We start from the raw sequence: 15,433 nt of genomic DNA, 5'->3' as shown, positions 1-15,433 counted from the left end.
CGCAGCCGGCGCGCGTTGTCCGGGTCGACGGCGTAGCGCGCCACCCCGGAGAGCCTGCCGGTGCGGCGGTCGACGACCTCGCTCTCGTTGCAGTCGTCGAAGAGGCCGCCCTCGACGCGGGCGCGCGTTCCGGGCAGCCGGGCGACCTCGGCGGCGGCGTCCGTCACCCGTTCCGGGTCGCGTCCGGTGAGCAGGACCAGGTCGTCCGGGGCCAGCCGGGCGGCGAGGCCTTCCGCGAGGGCGCGGCCGAGTCCCTGGTTGGCGCCGGTGACGAGAGCGATGCGGGAAGCGTTCATGCATCCACGCTAGGAACCGCGTGTCCATGAGTCCAACGAGAGTTACGCACGGCTAGTATGCGTTAATGTAATGGACTTCAACGATGTGTCACTGACCGCGCTGCGGGTCTTCCGCGCGGTCGCCGAACAGGGCACCTTCACCGCCGCCGCGGCCTCGCTGGGCTACACCCAGTCCGCGGTGTCCCGGCAGATCGCCGCGATCGAGCGCGCGGCGGGCGCGGAACTCCTCGAGCGGCGCCGCGACGGGGTACGGCTCACCGCGGCCGGCCGCATCGTCATGCGGCGCGCGACGACCGTGCTCGACGAGATCGAGGCGACGGCGAGGGAGCTGTCCGGGCTGCCTGGACAGGGTGGGACGGTCCGCCTCGGCTGGTTCCCCACCGCGGGTGCCGTGCTGGTCCCGCTCGCCCTGACCGCGCTGCGCCGGACGGACCCTGGCCTCCAGGTCATCGGCCGCGAGGGCACCACCCCCGCGCTGGTGCGCGCCCTGCGCGCCGGCAGCATCGACCTGGCCCTGCTCGCCTCGGCGCCGCCGTTCCGGGCGCCGGACGCCGAATCGCCCCCGCTGGTGCTCCAGACCCTCACCGAGCGCGCCCTGTGCCTCGCGCTGCCGGCCGGCCATCCGCTGGCCCGCGGCGACTTCGTCGACGTGGCCGACCTGCGCGGGCAGCGCTGGATCGCCGGTTCCGCCTCGGGCGAGGACCGGCTGATGGGGGTGTGGCCCGGCCTTGACGAGCGGCCGGAGATCGCCCACGTCGCCCGGGACTGGCTGGCCAAGCTCCATCTCGTCGCCGCAGGCTGCGGGCTGACCACCGTGCCGGCGGCGCTGGCCCCGGCGGCGCCGGCCGGTGTCCGGATCCTGCCGGTCCGCGGCGGGCCGCAGGAGCAGCGCCGCCAGCTGCTGGCCCGGCTGCCGCACCCGCCGGCCGAGGCGGTCACAAGAGTGGCGGCCGCCCTGCGGGCGGCGGCGCTCGACGCGGGCGCGCCGGACAGAGCGGGCTGACCTGAGCGAGCGGACTGCCCTGAGGCAGGCGGGCTGACCTGAGGCAGGCGGGCCGACCTGAGCAAGCGGGCCGACCTCAGCAAGCGGGCCGGGCGGCTGGACCGAACCGAGCGGTTCGACCGGGGCGGATCGACCCGCTCGGTCCGGAGTGGGCAGCCGGACCGGGTCGAGGGGCTCGTCCTGAGCGGGCAGCCCGGCCGGGTCGAGCGGCTCGTCCTGAGCGGTCCGAGTGAGTCCTCGGCGGGCTCGGCTTTTCTCAGCGGGCTCAGTTGTTCTCGGCGGCGAACATCCAGCGCTGCTTCTCCAGGTCCGCGGTGATCGAGATCAGCAGGTCCTGGGTGACCGGGTCGGGCTCGTCGGTCGCGGCGATCCGCTCGCGCAGCCGCCCGATCGCCGCCTCCAGGGTCCGCACCATCAGGTCGACGACCTCGTCGTCGCGCAGCCAGCCGTCCTTGGGGCCGGGCAGTGAGAACGCCGCGGCGACGGTCTCCGGGCGGCCGTCCGGCGGCACGCCCAGGGCGGCGGCGCGCTCCGCGACGGTGTCCGAGTAGGCGCGCGCGGTGGCGACCACCTCGTCGAGCTGGAGATGGATCGAGCGGAACCGCGGGCCCACGATGTTCCAGTGTGCCTGCTTCCCCATCAGCGACAGTCCGAGCAGGTCCACCAGGGTCTCCTGGAGGGCGCCCCCGGTGACCCGGAGCGCCTGGTCGGGCAGCGTGCTCTTCACCACGGACATGGTGGGCGTCTCCCTTCTGAGCTGTGCCTTCGTCGCAGCGCGAGTGCCCTGGCGCAACGGCCGCAAACGCAGCCGACCAGCGAGACGGTACTTACGCCCTCCGGTTGTCCGGACATAACATCGGTCCCCGCATGAACACGATGACGCTCTGGCACATATCCGGCTGGGAGTTCGCCGCCCTGGCATTCGCCGCCCTGCTCGTCGGCTTCTCGAAGACCGCCGTCAGCGGGGCCAACACCGTCAGTCTCGCCGTCTTCGCCGCCGTCCTCCCGGCCCGCGCCTCCACCGGTGTCCTGCTGCCGCTGCTCATCGCGGGGGACGTGCTGGCCGTGGCGACCTACCGGAGGCACGCCCACTGGCCCACACTGTGGCGGCTGTTCCCGGCGGTCGCGGCCGGCGTGGTGATCGGCACGCTGTTCCTGGTCTGGGCCGACGACGGCGTCGTACGGACCTCGATCGGGGCGATCCTGCTGCTGATGGCCGGGGTCACGCTGTGGCGGCGCCGTACGGCCGACCGCCCCGACGACCCGGACCAGGTCACCACCCGTGCGGGCCGGGCGAAGGCGGGTTCGTACGGCGTGCTCGGCGGCTTCACCACGATGGTCGCCAACGCGGGCGGCCCGGTGATGTCGATGTACCTGCTGTCGGCCGGCTTTCGCAAACTCGGCTTCCTCGGCACCTCGGCGTTCTTCTTCCTGATCGTGAACCTGTCCAAGTTGCCCTTCAGTGCCGGCCTCGGCCTGATCGACGGCAGCTCGCTGCTGCTGGACGCCGCGCTCGTGGTGTTCGTCGTGCCGGGCGCGCTCATCGGCCGGTGGGCGGTGCACCGGATCAACCAGCGGCTGTTCGAGCAGCTGGTCATCGCGGCGACGATCCTGGGCGGCCTGCAGCTCCTGCTGCGCTGAGCGGTCTGCCGGCGGGTCCCTTGGCGGGTCCCTGGGCGGGTCCTCCGGCCCGTCCGGTGGCCCCGGGAATGCGACAGGGGGAGGTGTTGTTGCAGAGATCGTGAATGACATGCCCGGATCAAGAACCTCGGGTGTGAGCGAAGGGAGAACCTCATGGCACGCAGCACCGCGCGTCCCGTCGTCAGGCTGAAGTCGACGGCCGGGACCGGAGTCACCTACGTGACCCGCAAGAACCGCCGGAACAACCCTGACCGGCTGGTCCTGCGCAAGTACGACCCGGTGGCCGGCGCCCACGTCGACTTCCGCGAAGAACGCTGAAGCCGGCCGTAAGCACACCGGCAGCCCAGAGAGGAAACCCCATGAAGGCCCGCATTCATCCCGCGTCCCGACTCGTGGTCTTCCGGGACCGCGCCGCGGACACCGCGTTCCTGACGCGGTCCACCGCCGACTCGTCCAGGACGATCGAGTGGGAGGACGGCAACACCTACCCGCTCATCGACGTGGAGATCTCGTCCGCGTCGCACCCCTTCTACACCGGCAGGGCGCGGGTCATGGACAGCGCCGGCCGCGTGGAGCGCTTCGAGCGCCGTTACGGCCGCACCGCCGCCGCCCGCGGCTGACCCACGCGGCGACCGACCCGAGGAGAAGAGAACCATGAAGGTACGCAATTCCCTGCGCTCACTGAAGGCCAAGCCCGGCGCCCAGGTGGTCCGCCGACGTGGCGTGGTCTACGTGATCAACAAGAAGGACCCCCGGTTCAAGGCCCGTCAGGGCTGACCGGGGTGGGCCTCCACGACGGCCGCCCGGCGCACCCCGCCGGGCGGCCGTCGTGCGTCACGGCGTCGGCCGGCCGAGCTGCCCCACGGCGCCGTCCCCCGCGCAGGCCCCGTGCGTCACGGCGTCGGCCGGCCGAGCTGCCCCACGGCGCCGTCCCTGCGCAGGCCCCGTACGCTCGCCCCATGTCTCCGCACGTCCTGATCCTCGGCGGCACCGCCGAGGCCCGCCGTCTCGCCACCGAGTTGTCGGGGCGCCCCGGAGTCCGTGTCACCACCTCGCTCGCCGGCCGGGTCACGCGGCCGGGCACGCTCGCCGGCGAGGTGCGGATCGGCGGGTTCGGCGGCGCGGCGGGCCTCGGCGACTGGCTGCGCGAACACCACGTGGACGCGCTGGTGGACGCCACCCACCCGTTCGCCGGGACGATCACCGCGAACGCGGCCCGCGCCGCCCGGGCGACCGGGATCCCCTCCGTCGTCCTGCGCCGCCCCGGCTGGCAGCCGAGCCCCGGCGACGACTGGCACCCGGTTGCGTCCCTGCCCGCGGCGGCGGCCGCCCTGCCCCGCTTCGGCCCCCGCGTCCTCCTCACCACCGGCCGCCTCGGCCTGTCCGCCTTCGCCCACCTGACGGACCGGCACTTCGTCGTACGGTCCGTGGAACCCCCCGAGCCGCCCCTGCCCCGGCACACCGAGGTGCTGCTGGCGCGCGGCCCGTTCACCGTCGCCGACGAGACCGCGCTGCTCACCGGGAACCTGATCGACGTCCTGGTCACGAAGGACAGCGGGGGAGAGGCCACGGCCGCCAAACTCACGGCCGCACGGGAACTCGGGCTGCCCGTGGTCGTCGTACGTCGGCCCCCGTTGCCGGACGGCGTGACGGCGGTGCCGGACGTCGCCGGCGTACTGGAACGGCTCGGGCTGGCCCCGGCGTGACCACTTCCGACGTCCGGGGTCCTGGCGTCCGAGGTGTCCGGACGCAGGCCGTCCTGACGGCGGGCGCCGGCTCCGCCGACCGCTCGGACAGGCCGACGCCTCGGGCAGGACGGCATCCTCGGTCGCTGTCACGATGTGACCTTCACGCCGGTGGGCCACCGTCGCATACCGGCAGGGGCCACCCGCATACCGCTCAGCCCTCCTTCGGGACCTCCGGGTGGCGGCGCAGCAGATACGTGTCCATGATCCAGCCCTTGCGCTCGCGTGCCTCGGCCCGCAGCCGCTCGATGCGCGGGCCGGCCTCGGCGATCGGACCGGAGACCAGGATCTCGTCCGGGGTGCCGAGGTACGCGCCCCAGTAGATGTCGATGTCCTCGTCCGCGTACCGGCGGAAGGCCTGGTGCGCGTCGAGCATCACGACCACGTCGTCCACCCCGTCCGGCAGCCCCTCGGCGAGCCGCCGCCCGGTGGTGATCTGCACCGGGCGGGCCACCCGGTTCAGTCCCGTGCGGTGCCGGGCCGCCAGCGCCGAGACACTGCTGATCCCGGGCACCACGTCGTACCCGAACCGCACCGTGCCCCGGGCGAGCACCTCCTCCAGGATCGCCAACGTGCTGTCGTACAGCGACGGGTCGCCCCACACCAGGAACGCGCCCGTCTGCTCCTCGCCCAACTCGTCGCGGATCAGCCGCTCGTAGATGTCCGCGCGGGCGGAGCGCCAGTCGCCGACGGCCGGCGAGTACGCCCCGCCGCCCGCGGCCCGGTCCCGCTCCGGGTCCCGCGCCTCGACCACCCGGTAACCGCCGTCCGGTATGTGCGTGTCGAGCATGTCCAGGCGCAGCTGTGTCAGGTCGCTCTTGACCTCCCCCTTGTCGAGGAGGAAGAACACGTCCGTGCTCTTCAGCGCCCGGACCGCCTGGAGGGTGAGCTGGTCGGGGTCGCCCGCGCCGATACCGATGACATGAATCTCTCGCACGTTCCCGAGTCTGCCGCATGCCACTGACAACGGGTCACCCCGGTGCTACCCGGGGCCGCACAGCCGGGGCGCCTCGCCCTTCGCGTCGACGCTCCCGGCGCCGCCCTCCACACGCCCGGCCAGCTCCCGCGCCCAGCGTGCGAGCCCGTCGACATCGATCCCGTGAGGCCGTGGCTCCTCGCCCCCTCTCGCCCACTCCTCCACCGCGCCCGCACCGCGCCGCAGCAGCCGCGCCCCGCCGGTCACGTTCCCGCGAGCCGCGTGCGTGAGCCCCACGGCCAGCTGGGCGAGCCCACGCCACAGGGTCCGTTCCGCCTCGGGCCCCGACTTCCAGGCGTCCTCGAACACCTCGTGCGCGTGGAACGGCTTCCCGGCGTCGAGCAGCGACTGCGCCTCGGCGACCGTCGCCCGCGGGGTCCGTACGACGCCCTCGGGCTGCCGCTCGACGCCCGGCGCGCCGTACGGCAGCGGCCGCCCCAGCCCGTCCCGCGGCCGGGCACTGCGCGCCCGTCCCTCGGCGTCCCGGTCCCGTCCGCCACTTCCCACGTCTTCCATACGACCGATTGTCTCCCCACCGTCCCCCGCCCTCTTTCTGCCCGCCCGGGTACGTGGGGTAAGGTGCTGTTCACGCGATCACGCGGGTCACCGCGCATGAACGCATCGGGACGTGGCGCAGCTTGGTAGCGCACTTGACTGGGGGTCAAGGGGTCGCAGGTTCAAATCCTGTCGTCCCGACTGGAGACAGTCGCAGGTCAGGGGCCGATTTCGGAGGTGTCCGAAATCGGCCCCTGATCATTCGTGGGGACCCGTTGGGGCTCGGCAGTGAGCGAGGTGCGCACAGCACACTGAGGTGTGCGGAGAGCGTCGCCCCGGCGGCCGTGATCTCGTGTACGCCGGGGTGCGGGTAGCGCTGGGTGGTGGTCAGGGAGCCGTGGCCGGCGATCCTGCGCAGGACGTGCACGTCGCGGGGCGGGTCCCGGCCGGGCACGCCGGTGACTTGGTCGTCCCGGGCGTACCGGGTGCGCTGTTCCTTGCTGTCAGGTCAGTTGTCGGGCACGAGCCATCCGATGCCCAGTTCCTCCGCCCCCGGGCGTAACGTCCTTATGAGTTCGGCGCGTTCGGGGTCGTCTTCGGGAAGGTTGTCGGCGAGGAGGGCCTGCGCGGCGACGGTCTGCGGCCGGGCGCCGAGCGCGGCGCGCAGGTGGAGTGAGCGGCGCAGCGTCGCGATCCGCTCGGCGGGCTCCCTGTGCGGTGCCAGGTGCCGGATGATGTAGGACTCGAAGTAGCCGTCGCCGGTCCTCGTGGCGATGTCGAGGGCGGTCTCGTAACGCGGGAGGGCACCGGCGGGGTCCTCGCCGATGTTGTCCAGCAGGACGGCCCAGTGGTATTCGGCCCAACCGCGCACCTTCTCGTCGTCACCGAGGAGACCCGGATCGGAGCACCGGCCGCAGCCGTGGCGAACGAGCGCCCGCACCCCATGATCAACCGTCACCAGGCCTGGCTGGGCGGCCTGGTCCGCGCCGCCGCCGAGTGGTGCGGTCCACCCGGCGGCGCACGGCAACGGGGAGCACTGCTCACCCCGCGTTACGCTCAAGAACTGTGAGTGACGCACCGCGCGAGCAAGCGACAGAGGTCCCCGGGGAACCGCCGGCGGAGCCGGGGACCCACCTGCGCGTCGCCGTCGTGCTGCTGGTCGCGGCCTCCGGGGCGGTGGAGACCATCTCCTTCACCGCGCTGGACCACGTCTTCGCCGGGGTCATGACCAGCAACCTGGCCCTGCTCGGGATGGCGGTCGGCCGCGCCCAGGCCACCGGCGTGACCGCGGCGGTGCTGGCGCTGGCCGGATTCGGGCTGGGCGCGGCCGTCGCCGCCCGGTGCACCCGCCGGCACGAGGGCACCGCCACGCACTGGTCGCGGCCGGTGCTGCTCTGTCTCGCCGGCGAGGCGCTCCTGCTGGCCGCGGGCGCCGTGGTCTGGGCCGTCCTCGGCGGAGCGCCGGGGCGGGCGGCCCGGGACGTCCTGCAGTTCGGGGCCGCGCTGACGATGGGCATCCAGTCGGGAGCCATGGTGGCGGCCGGCCGGGCCGCGGCACCGACCACGTACCTGACCGGCACCCTGGCCACCTACATCGTCAAGGGAGTGGGAGCGGGCCGCCCGAACCGCTGGGTGCCGCTCCGGCTGGCGGCCCTCATCGCGGGCGCGGCGGCCTGCATGGCGCTCCTGCGGACGGCTCCGGGCTGGGCCGGTCTGCTCCCGCCGGTGCTCGTGGGATGCGCCCTCCTCGGCGCGGGCGTGCCCGCGCTCCGTTCCCGCCGCGCCGCACCCGGCGGGGAGTGAGACGCGAGCGGTCTCGGGGGCCGGCCAGGCGGACTGCCGGGCTCGTCTCACCCGCGCTTCTACTAAATTAGTAATTAATCTTGACACGGTTTCGGCCACAGGCCACAGTCGTCGCCGTGACCTCGCGGGCCCGCTCCGGCAGGACGGCCCGCGTCTCGTTCTCCTGCTTCCCAACCCCCGGGAGAGGCACGTGACTTCGCACCCGCCCGCAGCCGGACCCCGGCACCACCGGATCACCCGGGCCGCCCTGGTGGCCGCCGTCGCGGTGGTCCTGGCCGCCACCGTGACCCCCGACGCCGTCGCGCGGACGACCGTCGACCAAGGCGCACCCGCCGGCTACGACAGCGGCCTCGCGCCCACGCCCTACATGGGCTGGAACACCTACTACGGGCTCGGCGCACCCACCGAGAAGGAGGTGCGCGCCGTCGCGGACAAGCTGGTCAGCAGCGGTCTGCGGGACGCCGGCTACGACATCGTCTGGCTGGACGGCGGCTGGCAGGCCGACAACCCCCGGGACGCCCAGGGCCGGTTGACGGCCAACCCGGACCGTTTCCCCTCCGGAATCCCGGCCCTCGTCTCCTACCTGCACCAGCGCGGACTGCGGGCCGGCATCTACACCGACGCCGGCACCTACGACGGCGGCAAGAGCTGCGGTCTCGGCAGCCGTGGGTACTACGACCAGGACGCACGGCAGTTCGCGAGCTGGAAGATCGACGCCGTCAAGGTCGACTTCCTCTGCGGGATCGGCGCGAAACTCGACCCGGGCCCCGCCTACAAGGAGTTCAGCGACGCGGTCGCCAAGTCCGGCCGCCCGATGCTGCTGAACCTCTGCAACCCGCTCACCGACGACTGGGGCCTGCCGCACACCCCCGAGCAGGACGCCCACAACACCTACGTCTACGCCCCGGCGATCGCCGACTCCTGGCGCACCGGCACCGACATCGCCTGGGGCACCCCCAGTCCGGGCGAGTGGCCGAACATCCTGCGCAACATGGACGCCAACGCCTGGCACCCCGAGGCGCAGGGCCCCGGCCATTACAACGACCCCGACTACCTCATCCCCATGCGGAAGATGACCGACGGGACGTACGAACTCACCCAGGAGGAGTCCACCACCCAGTTCGTGATGTGGGCCGAGATGGGCTCACCGCTGATGCTGGGCTCCGACCCGCGCACCCTGTCCGACTCGATGCTCACCACGCTCCGCAACCCCGAGATCATCGCCGTCGACCAGGACCCCCTCGCGGTCCAGGGCGTACGCGTGGCGACCGACTCGGCCGGCGACGTCTACAGCAAGGTCCTGCAGGGACACGGGCAGCGCGCGGTCGTCCTGCTCAACCGCTCCGACCAACCGGCCGAACGCACCGTGCAGTTCGCCGACACCGGCCTCGGCGGCCCGGTGCGCGTCCGTGACCTGCGGGCCCGCGCCGACCGGGGCACGCACACCGGGTCGTACACCGTCGAGGTCCCCGCGCACGGCACCGCCTTCCTGAAGCTGACCGGCGCCGACGCCCTGCCGGGGACGGACCTGGGCGTGACGGCCACGGCGAGCCCGGCCGTGGCGGGCGACGGCTCCACCTTCTTCCGGGGGCCGCACGGCTCGCTCGTCGAGCGGACCGCCGGGAGCACGAAGGACCTCGGCGGTCCCGCGCAGGGGAAGATCCTCGGCCAGCCCGCCGTGTACGCCTCCGCCGGCGGCCGGATCGACGTCTTCGTGCGCGGCGCCGACTCACGGGCCTACCGGCGGGTCTACGCCGACGGCCGCTGGGGGCGGTGGCAGTCCCTGGGCGGCAGCCTGACCGACGCGCCGTCCGTCGCCTTCACCGATCCCGCCCACTGGACACTTTTCGCCCGTGGCGCCGACGGCACGGTGGTGCAGCGCGGCCCGGCGACCGACTGGTCCTCGCTCGGCGCGCCCGCCGGACTGCAGGTCTCCGGCCGGCCGTCCGCCGCCGTCGACGCGCAGGGACGCGTCCACGTCGCCGTCCGCAGCACCGCCGACGACGTGTGGACGCGGACCCGGGACACGTCGGGGGAGTGGTCCGACTGGACCTCGCTCGGCGGCACCGTCAGCGGCAGCCCGACGCTCGTCACCGCCGGGGACGCGGTGCTGCTGTACGCGCGGGCCGCCGACTACACCCTCTGGCAGCAGCGGTACGCCGACGGCGCCTGGCAGGGCTGGAGCAAACGGCAGGAGTTCCCGAGCGCCGCGTTCGACGGCGCGCTCGGCGCGGCCGCCGCCCCGGACGGAGCCGTGGACGCGGTCTTCCGCGGAGTCGACGGCCACGTGTACCGGACCCGATTCAACTGAACGAGGACATCACCATGGCCAACCCCCAGACCAGCAGACGGCGTTTCCTCGCCGGACTCGGTGCCACCGGGACCGCGGCACTGCTCAGCGGCTGCGTCACCTCCACCTCCTCCGGGAAGACCTCCTCGAAGGGCCCGGCGACCCTCCAGTCCAACCTCTCCGCCCCGCAGGCCAAGGCCGCGATGGAGGACCTGGTCGCGGCCTACGCGAAGAAGGGGTCCGGCAAGGCGAGCCTGAACACGGTCGCCGCCGAGACCTTCCGCACCCAGCTGCCGACCTACCTCACCTCCGCCAACCCGCCGGACGTCTACACCTGGTACCCCGGCTCGGTCGCGGACGCCTACGCCAAGAAGAACCTGCTGCTCGACCTCGACGAGGTGTGGAACTCCTCGCCCGACCTCAAGCGGTACACCAAGGCGCTGGACTCGCTGTGCACCGCGAGCTCGGGCAAGAAGGTCTTCGTGCCCAACACCTACTACTGGTGGGGCATGTTCTACCGGAAGTCCAACTTCGCCAAGTGGGGCGTGAGCGAGCCCAAGAGCTGGGACGAGTTCCTCGACCTGTGCGACAAGCTCAAGTCCAAGGGCGTCGCCCCGATCGGGCTCGGAGCAGGCGGCAACACCCCCTGGGTGGCGTCGGCCTGGTTCGACTACCTCGACATCCGGATCAACGGCGCCCAGTACCACCGCGAACTTCTCGCCGGGAAGCACCGGTTCGACGACCCCGAGGTCCGCAAGGTCTTCGACCGCTGGCAGGAGGTACTGCCGTACTTCGACCCGAACGGCACCGCCCTCGCCTTCCAGGACGCGACGACCGCGCTGCTCAACGGCAAGACCGGCATGATGCTCATCGGCACCTTCTTCGCCGACTCGGCGCCCAAGAGCGCCCTGGACGACATCGACTTCTTCCGCTTCCCCGTCATCGACGCCAAGATCCCGCTCGCCGAGGAGGCGCCGGTCGACGGCTACTTCGCCAGCGCCCGCACCGGCCGCCGCGACCAGGTCTTCGACCTGCTGACGTACCTCGCCACCGCCGAGGCCCAGGAGATATACATCAAGGGCTCCTCCGGGACCGTCCTGCCCTGCAACCCGGACGCCAAGGACGCCGGCACCGCGCTGGTGAAGAAGGGCCGTGCGCACGTCGCGGAGGCCGCCGAGATCACCCAGTTCTTCAACCGGGACTCCAGCGACGCCCTCCAGCCCACCGCCGACACCGCCCTGACCAAGTTCCTGGCCAAGCCGAAGCAGATCAGCGGCATTCTGACCGACTGGCAGCGCGACGCCCAGAAGATCTGGAACGCCTGACGTGGCCGTGCTCACCGCCACCGACCGGAAGACCCCGGCCCCCCTGCCGCTCAGCGGCAGGCGGGCCCGGGGCCCCCGGCGCACCCCGCCGATGGTCCTCGCCTTCGTCCTGGTCCCGCTGCTCGCCGAGGCCGTGTGGGTGTTCTGGCCCGCCCTGCAGGGCTTCTACCTCGCCCTCACCAAGTGGGACGGCGTCTCCCCGCCGCAGTTCGTCGGCCTGGACAACTTCCGGGAGATGGCCCACGACGAGGTCTTCCGCAGCGCCCTCGGCCACACCGTCCTGTGGCTGCTCCTCTTCGGCGGCCTGTCCGCCGTCCTGGGCCTGGCCGCCGCACTCCTGCTCCAGCAGGAGCGGCGCGGCGTCGGCTTCTACCGGGCCGCCCTGTTCCTGCCGGTCGTCTTCTCGCTGGTGGCCACCGCCCTCGTCTGGCAGGCGATCTACCAGCCCGACGGCGTCCTCAACCGGGTACTGGAAGGGGTGGGCCTCGGCAGCCTCCAGCACGCCTGGCTCGCCGACCAGGACACCGCCCTGTACGCCGTGATCGTGCCCGCCCTGTGGCGCCAGATCGGCTACGTCATGGTGCTGTACCTGGCCGGCCTCAAGGGCATCGACCCGGCGCTCTACGAGGCCGCCAAGGTCGACGGCGCCAGTGCCTGGCAGCGGTTCCGGCACGTCACCCTGCCCCAGCTGCGCAGCGTCAACGCCGTCGTGCTGTCGGTCATCATCATCGACTCGCTGCGGTCCTTCGACGTCGTCTGGTCCCTCACCCGCGGCGGTCCCTACCACTCCTCCGAACTGCTCAGCACCTACATGTACTCCACCGCCTTCCAGTCCCTGCGCCTCGGCTACGGCTCCGCCCTGGCCGTCGTCATCTTCGTCCTCGCCTTCGGGGTCATCGCCTCCTACCTCGTCCGCGCCTTCCGGGAGGCCGACTGATGTCCACCGACGCCACGGCCAACTCCACCGCGCTGCGCCGCAGAAGGACGGCCACCGCCGGATTCCACCTCGGTGCCGGCGCCCTGGCGATCCTGTGGCTGCTGCCCATCGCCCTGGTCCTGGTGACCAGCCTGCGCTCCTTCGACGACATCGCCGCCCACGGCCTGGGCAGTTGGCCGCACTCCTTCACCCTGGGCAACTTCGGCCAGGCCTGGACCGACGGCGGCCAGCAGCAGGCCCTGATCAACAGCCTGCTCGTCACGATCCCGTGCGTCCTGGTGACCCTGACCCTCGCCGCGATGGCCGCGTTCGCCCTCAGCCGCTACGAACTCCCGTTCCGGCGCGCCCTGCTGCTGCTCATGCTCGGCGGCAACCTGCTGCCCCCGCAGATCCTGCTCATCCCCGTCTCCAAGCTCAGCGAGGTGATGGGCGTCTACGACACCCTGCCCGCGCTGATCGGCGTGCAGATCGGCTTCGGCGTCGGCTTCTACGTCTTCGTCCTGCACGGGTTCATGCGGTCGATCCCGGCGGAGATCCAGCAGGCTGCGGTCGTGGACGGCGCCGGGCCCTGGCAGATCTTCTGGCGGATCATCCTCCCGCTGACCCGCCCCGCCCTGGCCGCCCTCAGCGCCCTGTCCTTCACCTGGATCTTCAACGACCTGCTCTGGGCGATCACCGTCCTGCGCAGCGACACCAAGATGCCGATCACCGCCGCCCTCATCGGGCTCCAGGGCCAGTACGTGTCGGAGTGGAACGTGATCGCCGCCGGGTCGGTCATCGCCGCCGCGCCCACGGTCGCCGTCTTCCTGCGCTTCCAGCGGCACTTCGTGGCCGGCCTCAACCTCGGAGCGGTCAAGTGACCTACCAGCGCTGGACCTTGCGGACGGAGCACACCAGCTACACCGTCCGCCTCTCCCCGGACGGCCCCTGGGCCGAGCTCGACGCCTGGGGCCCGCTCGGCGTCGAGGACGGGCCGTCCGCCCTGGACTGGTCCCACCGCACCCACTTCATCACGCCCGCCGACGCGGCCCCGGCCGAGTACCTGCCGTACGGGCTACGGCCGTTCACCGGGTCCGAGCTGGTGGTGGGAGGTCCGGGCGCGGACCGGGGCGTGTGGTGGGAGTTCGACGGCGCCGAGGAGGCGGAGGGATCCCTCCGGCTCGCCTTCGTGGACGGGCGGACCGGGCTGCGCACGGTCCTCTGCTACCAGACCGTCCCCGGCACCGACGTGATCCTCCGCTGGGCCGAGTTCACCGCTGCCAGCGAACTCCGCCTGGAGCGGCTCGACTCGGCCGCTGTCAACGTCCCCGTCAGGGGCACGGCCCGGCTGACGTATCTCTCCGGTCAGTGGTCGCAGGAGTTCCAGCACACCCGACTCGACCTGACCAGAGGCACGTTCACCATCGGCAGCACGCAGGGTGCGCCCGGCCACGCGTACGCGCCCTGGCTCGCCGTGCAGGACGAGGAGGCCGCGTACGGCGTCGCGCTCGAATGGCCGGGCAACTGGCACATCACGGCGGAGGCCGAGCCGGGCGGTGCCGTACGGGTCCGCGCCGGACGGGTCCCGCACGAAGGCGCCGTGCACATGGCCGCGGGCGAAAACCTTGCCACTCCCCGCCTCGCCTGCGCGTTCAGCCCGGACGGCCTCGACGGCCTGTCCCGGGTCTGGCACCGCTACGAACGCCGCCTCTCCGGCGACCGGCTGCGGCGCACCCGCAAGGTCCTCTACAACTCCTGGGAGGCCACCGGCTTCGACGTCGACGCCGCCGGGCAGCTGGAGCTGGCGAAGGCCGCCGCCGACATCGGAGCCGAGCTGTTCGTCGTGGACGACGGCTGGTTCACCGGCCGCGCCGACGACACCGGGGGGCTCGGCGACTGGTACCCGGACCCCGAGGCGTTCCCGCGGGGCTTCGGCCCGTTCGTCGAGGAAATCCGCGCGCTCGGCATGGACTTCGGCCTGTGGGTGGAGCCGGAGGCGGTCAGCCCCGGCAGCCGGCTGCACGCCGAACACCCCGAGTGGGTCTACCGCGTCGACGGCCGCCCGGCCCGGCTCGTCCGCAACCAGCTGCTCCTCGACCTCGGCAGGACCGACGTCCAGGACTTCGTGATCGGCACGCTCGACCGGCTGCTCGGCACCTACGGCATCGGCTACCTGAAGTGGGACATGAACCGCCCGCCCACCGAACGCGGCCGCCCCGGCGCGGGTCCCGCCGACCTCGTCGACCTGGACGCCGAGCACGTCGCCGGATACCTGCGGGTCCTCGACCACCTGCGCACCGCACACCCCGACGTCACCGTCGAGGGCTGCGCCGGCGGCGGCGGACGGATCGAGCACGCCACCATCGCCCGCACCGACGTCGTCTGGCCCAGCGACAACACCGCGCCGATGGACCGGCTGCGCATCCAGCACGGCTTCCTGCACGCCCACGCGCCGCACGTCATGAGCTCCTGGGTCACCGACGCGCCCGGCATCTTCGACCCGCGCCCGCGCAGCCTCGCCTTCCGCTTCGTCAACGCCATGTGCGGAGTCCTCGGCATCGGCGCCGACCTGCGCGCCTGGACCCCGGAGCAGCGCGCCGAGGCCGCCCGCTGGACCGCCCGGTACAAGGAGGTGCGGGACGTGGTCCACCACGGTGAGGCCCGGCTGCTCGGGACGCCGGACGACCCCACCTGCGGGGTGCAGTACGACGCCGGCGACATGACCGTCGTCGCCGCGCTCTCCACCGGCCGCCTCGACGGGGCGCCGCTGTTGCCAGGCCGCCCCGACCGGCTCCGGCTGCGCGGCCTTGACCCGGCGGCCCGCTACCGGGACACGGCCACCGGAACGTCGTACGGCGGGGCTCATCTGCTCCACCACGGCCTGCCGTTCGCGTGGAGTGCCGAACACGATGCCGACCTGGTGGTGCTGAGCCGCCTGTAGGC

The 15,433-nt window shown here is 72.7% G+C and carries 16 protein-coding genes, 1 tRNA gene and 2 pseudogenes; 13 read left to right on the top strand and 6 right to left on the bottom strand.

Annotated features, from left to right (window positions below):
- Positions 1-95: 95 nt before the first annotated feature.
- Positions 96-296: pseudogene (locus BLW82_RS44255) on the bottom strand (carbonyl reductase); the annotation flags it as partial.
- A gap of 70 nt (positions 297-366) precedes the next feature.
- Here BLW82_RS44255 and BLW82_RS05620 point away from each other — a divergent pair.
- On the top strand, positions 367-1,299 hold the full coding sequence (locus BLW82_RS05620) for a LysR family transcriptional regulator (protein ID WP_093497752.1): 933 nt from the start codon (positions 367-369) through the stop codon (positions 1,297-1,299).
- 265 nt (positions 1,300-1,564) lie between these two features.
- Here BLW82_RS05620 and BLW82_RS05615 read toward each other — a convergent pair whose 3' ends face one another.
- Entirely contained in the window at positions 1,565-2,035 is a 471-nt protein-coding gene (locus BLW82_RS05615) for a Dps family protein (protein WP_093497751.1), read from the bottom strand.
- Positions 2,036-2,166: 131 nt separating this feature from the next.
- On the opposite strand from BLW82_RS05615, the gene BLW82_RS05610 reads away from it, so the two are divergent.
- From BLW82_RS05610 to BLW82_RS05590, 5 genes are all read left to right on the top strand, one after another.
- Complete coding sequence (locus BLW82_RS05610) at positions 2,167-2,940, top strand: sulfite exporter TauE/SafE family protein (RefSeq protein ID WP_093497750.1); 774 nt, start codon at positions 2,167-2,169, stop codon at positions 2,938-2,940.
- Between the two features lie 153 nt (positions 2,941-3,093).
- Positions 3,094-3,258, top strand: a complete 165-nt coding sequence (gene rpmG, locus BLW82_RS05605) for a 50S ribosomal protein L33 (RefSeq protein ID WP_093497749.1) — start codon at positions 3,094-3,096, stop codon at positions 3,256-3,258.
- Positions 3,259-3,299: 41 nt separating this feature from the next.
- Positions 3,300-3,560 (top strand): type B 50S ribosomal protein L31, encoded by a 261-nt coding sequence (locus BLW82_RS05600; protein ID WP_093497748.1) that lies wholly within the window; start codon positions 3,300-3,302, stop codon positions 3,558-3,560.
- A gap of 34 nt (positions 3,561-3,594) precedes the next feature.
- Positions 3,595-3,717: a type B 50S ribosomal protein L36 gene (ykgO, locus tag BLW82_RS05595; RefSeq protein WP_093497747.1), complete on the top strand. Its 123-nt coding sequence runs from the start codon at positions 3,595-3,597 to the stop codon at positions 3,715-3,717.
- 182 nt (positions 3,718-3,899) lie between these two features.
- Positions 3,900-4,646: a cobalt-precorrin-6A reductase gene (locus tag BLW82_RS05590; protein ID WP_093497746.1), complete on the top strand. Its 747-nt coding sequence runs from the start codon at positions 3,900-3,902 to the stop codon at positions 4,644-4,646.
- 193 nt (positions 4,647-4,839) lie between these two features.
- Here the strand turns inward: BLW82_RS05590 and cobF are convergent, their stop codons facing one another.
- Both cobF and BLW82_RS05580 read right to left on the bottom strand, forming a co-directional pair.
- A complete protein-coding gene (gene cobF, locus BLW82_RS05585) occupies positions 4,840-5,622 on the bottom strand; it encodes a precorrin-6A synthase (deacetylating) (RefSeq protein WP_093497745.1) in 783 nt (260 codons plus the stop codon).
- A gap of 45 nt (positions 5,623-5,667) precedes the next feature.
- The gene (locus BLW82_RS05580; protein WP_093497744.1) at positions 5,668-6,177 is read right to left on the bottom strand and encodes a DUF309 domain-containing protein; all 510 of its coding nucleotides are present in this window, start codon (positions 6,175-6,177) and stop codon (positions 5,668-5,670) included.
- 106 nt (positions 6,178-6,283) lie between these two features.
- Between BLW82_RS05580 and BLW82_RS05575 the strand changes: the two genes are divergently transcribed.
- Positions 6,284-6,357: transfer RNA gene (locus BLW82_RS05575), tRNA-Pro, on the top strand.
- A 76-nt stretch (positions 6,358-6,433) separates the two neighbouring features.
- On the opposite strand, the pseudogene BLW82_RS46210 reads toward BLW82_RS05575, so the two are convergent.
- Together BLW82_RS46210 and BLW82_RS05565 are read right to left on the bottom strand one after the other, a co-directional pair.
- Positions 6,434-6,583, bottom strand: a pseudogene (locus tag BLW82_RS46210) (site-specific integrase); the annotation flags it as partial.
- 81 nt (positions 6,584-6,664) lie between these two features.
- Complete coding sequence (locus tag BLW82_RS05565) at positions 6,665-7,114, bottom strand: hypothetical protein (RefSeq protein WP_177232847.1); 450 nt, start codon at positions 7,112-7,114, stop codon at positions 6,665-6,667.
- Positions 7,115-7,221: 107 nt separating this feature from the next.
- Here BLW82_RS05565 and BLW82_RS05555 point away from each other — a divergent pair, with 107 nt between their 5' ends.
- The 6 genes from BLW82_RS05555 to BLW82_RS05530 all read left to right on the top strand — a co-directional run bounded on the left by BLW82_RS05555 (position 7,222) and on the right by BLW82_RS05530 (position 15,431).
- Entirely contained in the window at positions 7,222-7,959 is a 738-nt protein-coding gene (locus tag BLW82_RS05555; RefSeq protein ID WP_177232846.1) for a DUF1275 family protein, read from the top strand.
- A gap of 190 nt (positions 7,960-8,149) precedes the next feature.
- Positions 8,150-10,270 (top strand): DUF8189 domain-containing protein, encoded by a 2,121-nt coding sequence (locus BLW82_RS05550; RefSeq protein ID WP_093497742.1) that lies wholly within the window; start codon positions 8,150-8,152, stop codon positions 10,268-10,270.
- Positions 10,271-10,284: 14 nt separating this feature from the next.
- A complete protein-coding gene (locus tag BLW82_RS05545; protein WP_093497741.1) occupies positions 10,285-11,574 on the top strand; it encodes an ABC transporter substrate-binding protein in 1,290 nt (429 codons plus the stop codon).
- A 1-nt stretch (position 11,575) separates the two neighbouring features.
- Positions 11,576-12,511 carry a carbohydrate ABC transporter permease gene (locus BLW82_RS05540; protein ID WP_093497740.1) on the top strand — a complete coding sequence of 312 codons (936 nt, stop codon included), beginning with the start codon at positions 11,576-11,578 and terminating at the stop codon, positions 12,509-12,511.
- Positions 12,511-13,371: a carbohydrate ABC transporter permease gene (locus BLW82_RS05535; RefSeq protein WP_093497739.1), complete on the top strand. Its 861-nt coding sequence runs from the start codon at positions 12,511-12,513 to the stop codon at positions 13,369-13,371. Before BLW82_RS05540 ends, BLW82_RS05535 begins: the two co-directional genes overlap by 1 nt.
- Positions 13,368-15,431, top strand: a complete 2,064-nt coding sequence (locus BLW82_RS05530; protein WP_093497738.1) for an alpha-galactosidase — start codon at positions 13,368-13,370, stop codon at positions 15,429-15,431. The genes BLW82_RS05535 and BLW82_RS05530 overlap by 4 nt, the downstream gene beginning before the upstream one ends.
- Positions 15,432-15,433: the final 2 nt, after the last annotated feature.

It is taken from the genome of Streptomyces sp. Ag109_O5-10, from assembly GCF_900105755.1.
In the GTDB taxonomy this organism is placed as follows: Bacteria; Actinomycetota; Actinomycetes; order Streptomycetales; family Streptomycetaceae; genus Streptomyces.
The sequence above is the reverse complement of the archived record's forward strand: the minus strand, read 5'-3'. Positions and strand labels throughout refer to the sequence as shown.

Bases quoted from the DNA above. Each gene is read 5' to 3' on its own strand.
- BLW82_RS05620 (WP_093497752.1), top strand. From the start codon at position 367: ATGGACTTCAACGATGTGTCACTGACCGCGCTGCGGGTCTTCCGCGCG.
- BLW82_RS05615 (WP_093497751.1), bottom strand. From the start codon at position 2,035: ATGTCCGTGGTGAAGAGCACGCTGCCCGACCAGGCGCTCCGGGTCACC.
- BLW82_RS05610 (WP_093497750.1), top strand. From the start codon at position 2,167: ATGAACACGATGACGCTCTGGCACATATCCGGCTGGGAGTTCGCCGCC.
- rpmG (WP_093497749.1), top strand. From the start codon at position 3,094: ATGGCACGCAGCACCGCGCGTCCCGTCGTCAGGCTGAAGTCGACGGCC.
- BLW82_RS05600 (WP_093497748.1), top strand. From the start codon at position 3,300: ATGAAGGCCCGCATTCATCCCGCGTCCCGACTCGTGGTCTTCCGGGAC.
- ykgO (WP_093497747.1), top strand. From the start codon at position 3,595: ATGAAGGTACGCAATTCCCTGCGCTCACTGAAGGCCAAGCCCGGCGCC.
- BLW82_RS05590 (WP_093497746.1), top strand. From the start codon at position 3,900: ATGTCTCCGCACGTCCTGATCCTCGGCGGCACCGCCGAGGCCCGCCGT.
- BLW82_RS05580 (WP_093497744.1), bottom strand. From the start codon at position 6,177: ATGGAAGACGTGGGAAGTGGCGGACGGGACCGGGACGCCGAGGGACGG.
- BLW82_RS05545 (WP_093497741.1), top strand. From the start codon at position 10,285: ATGGCCAACCCCCAGACCAGCAGACGGCGTTTCCTCGCCGGACTCGGT.
- BLW82_RS05535 (WP_093497739.1), top strand. From the start codon at position 12,511: ATGTCCACCGACGCCACGGCCAACTCCACCGCGCTGCGCCGCAGAAGG.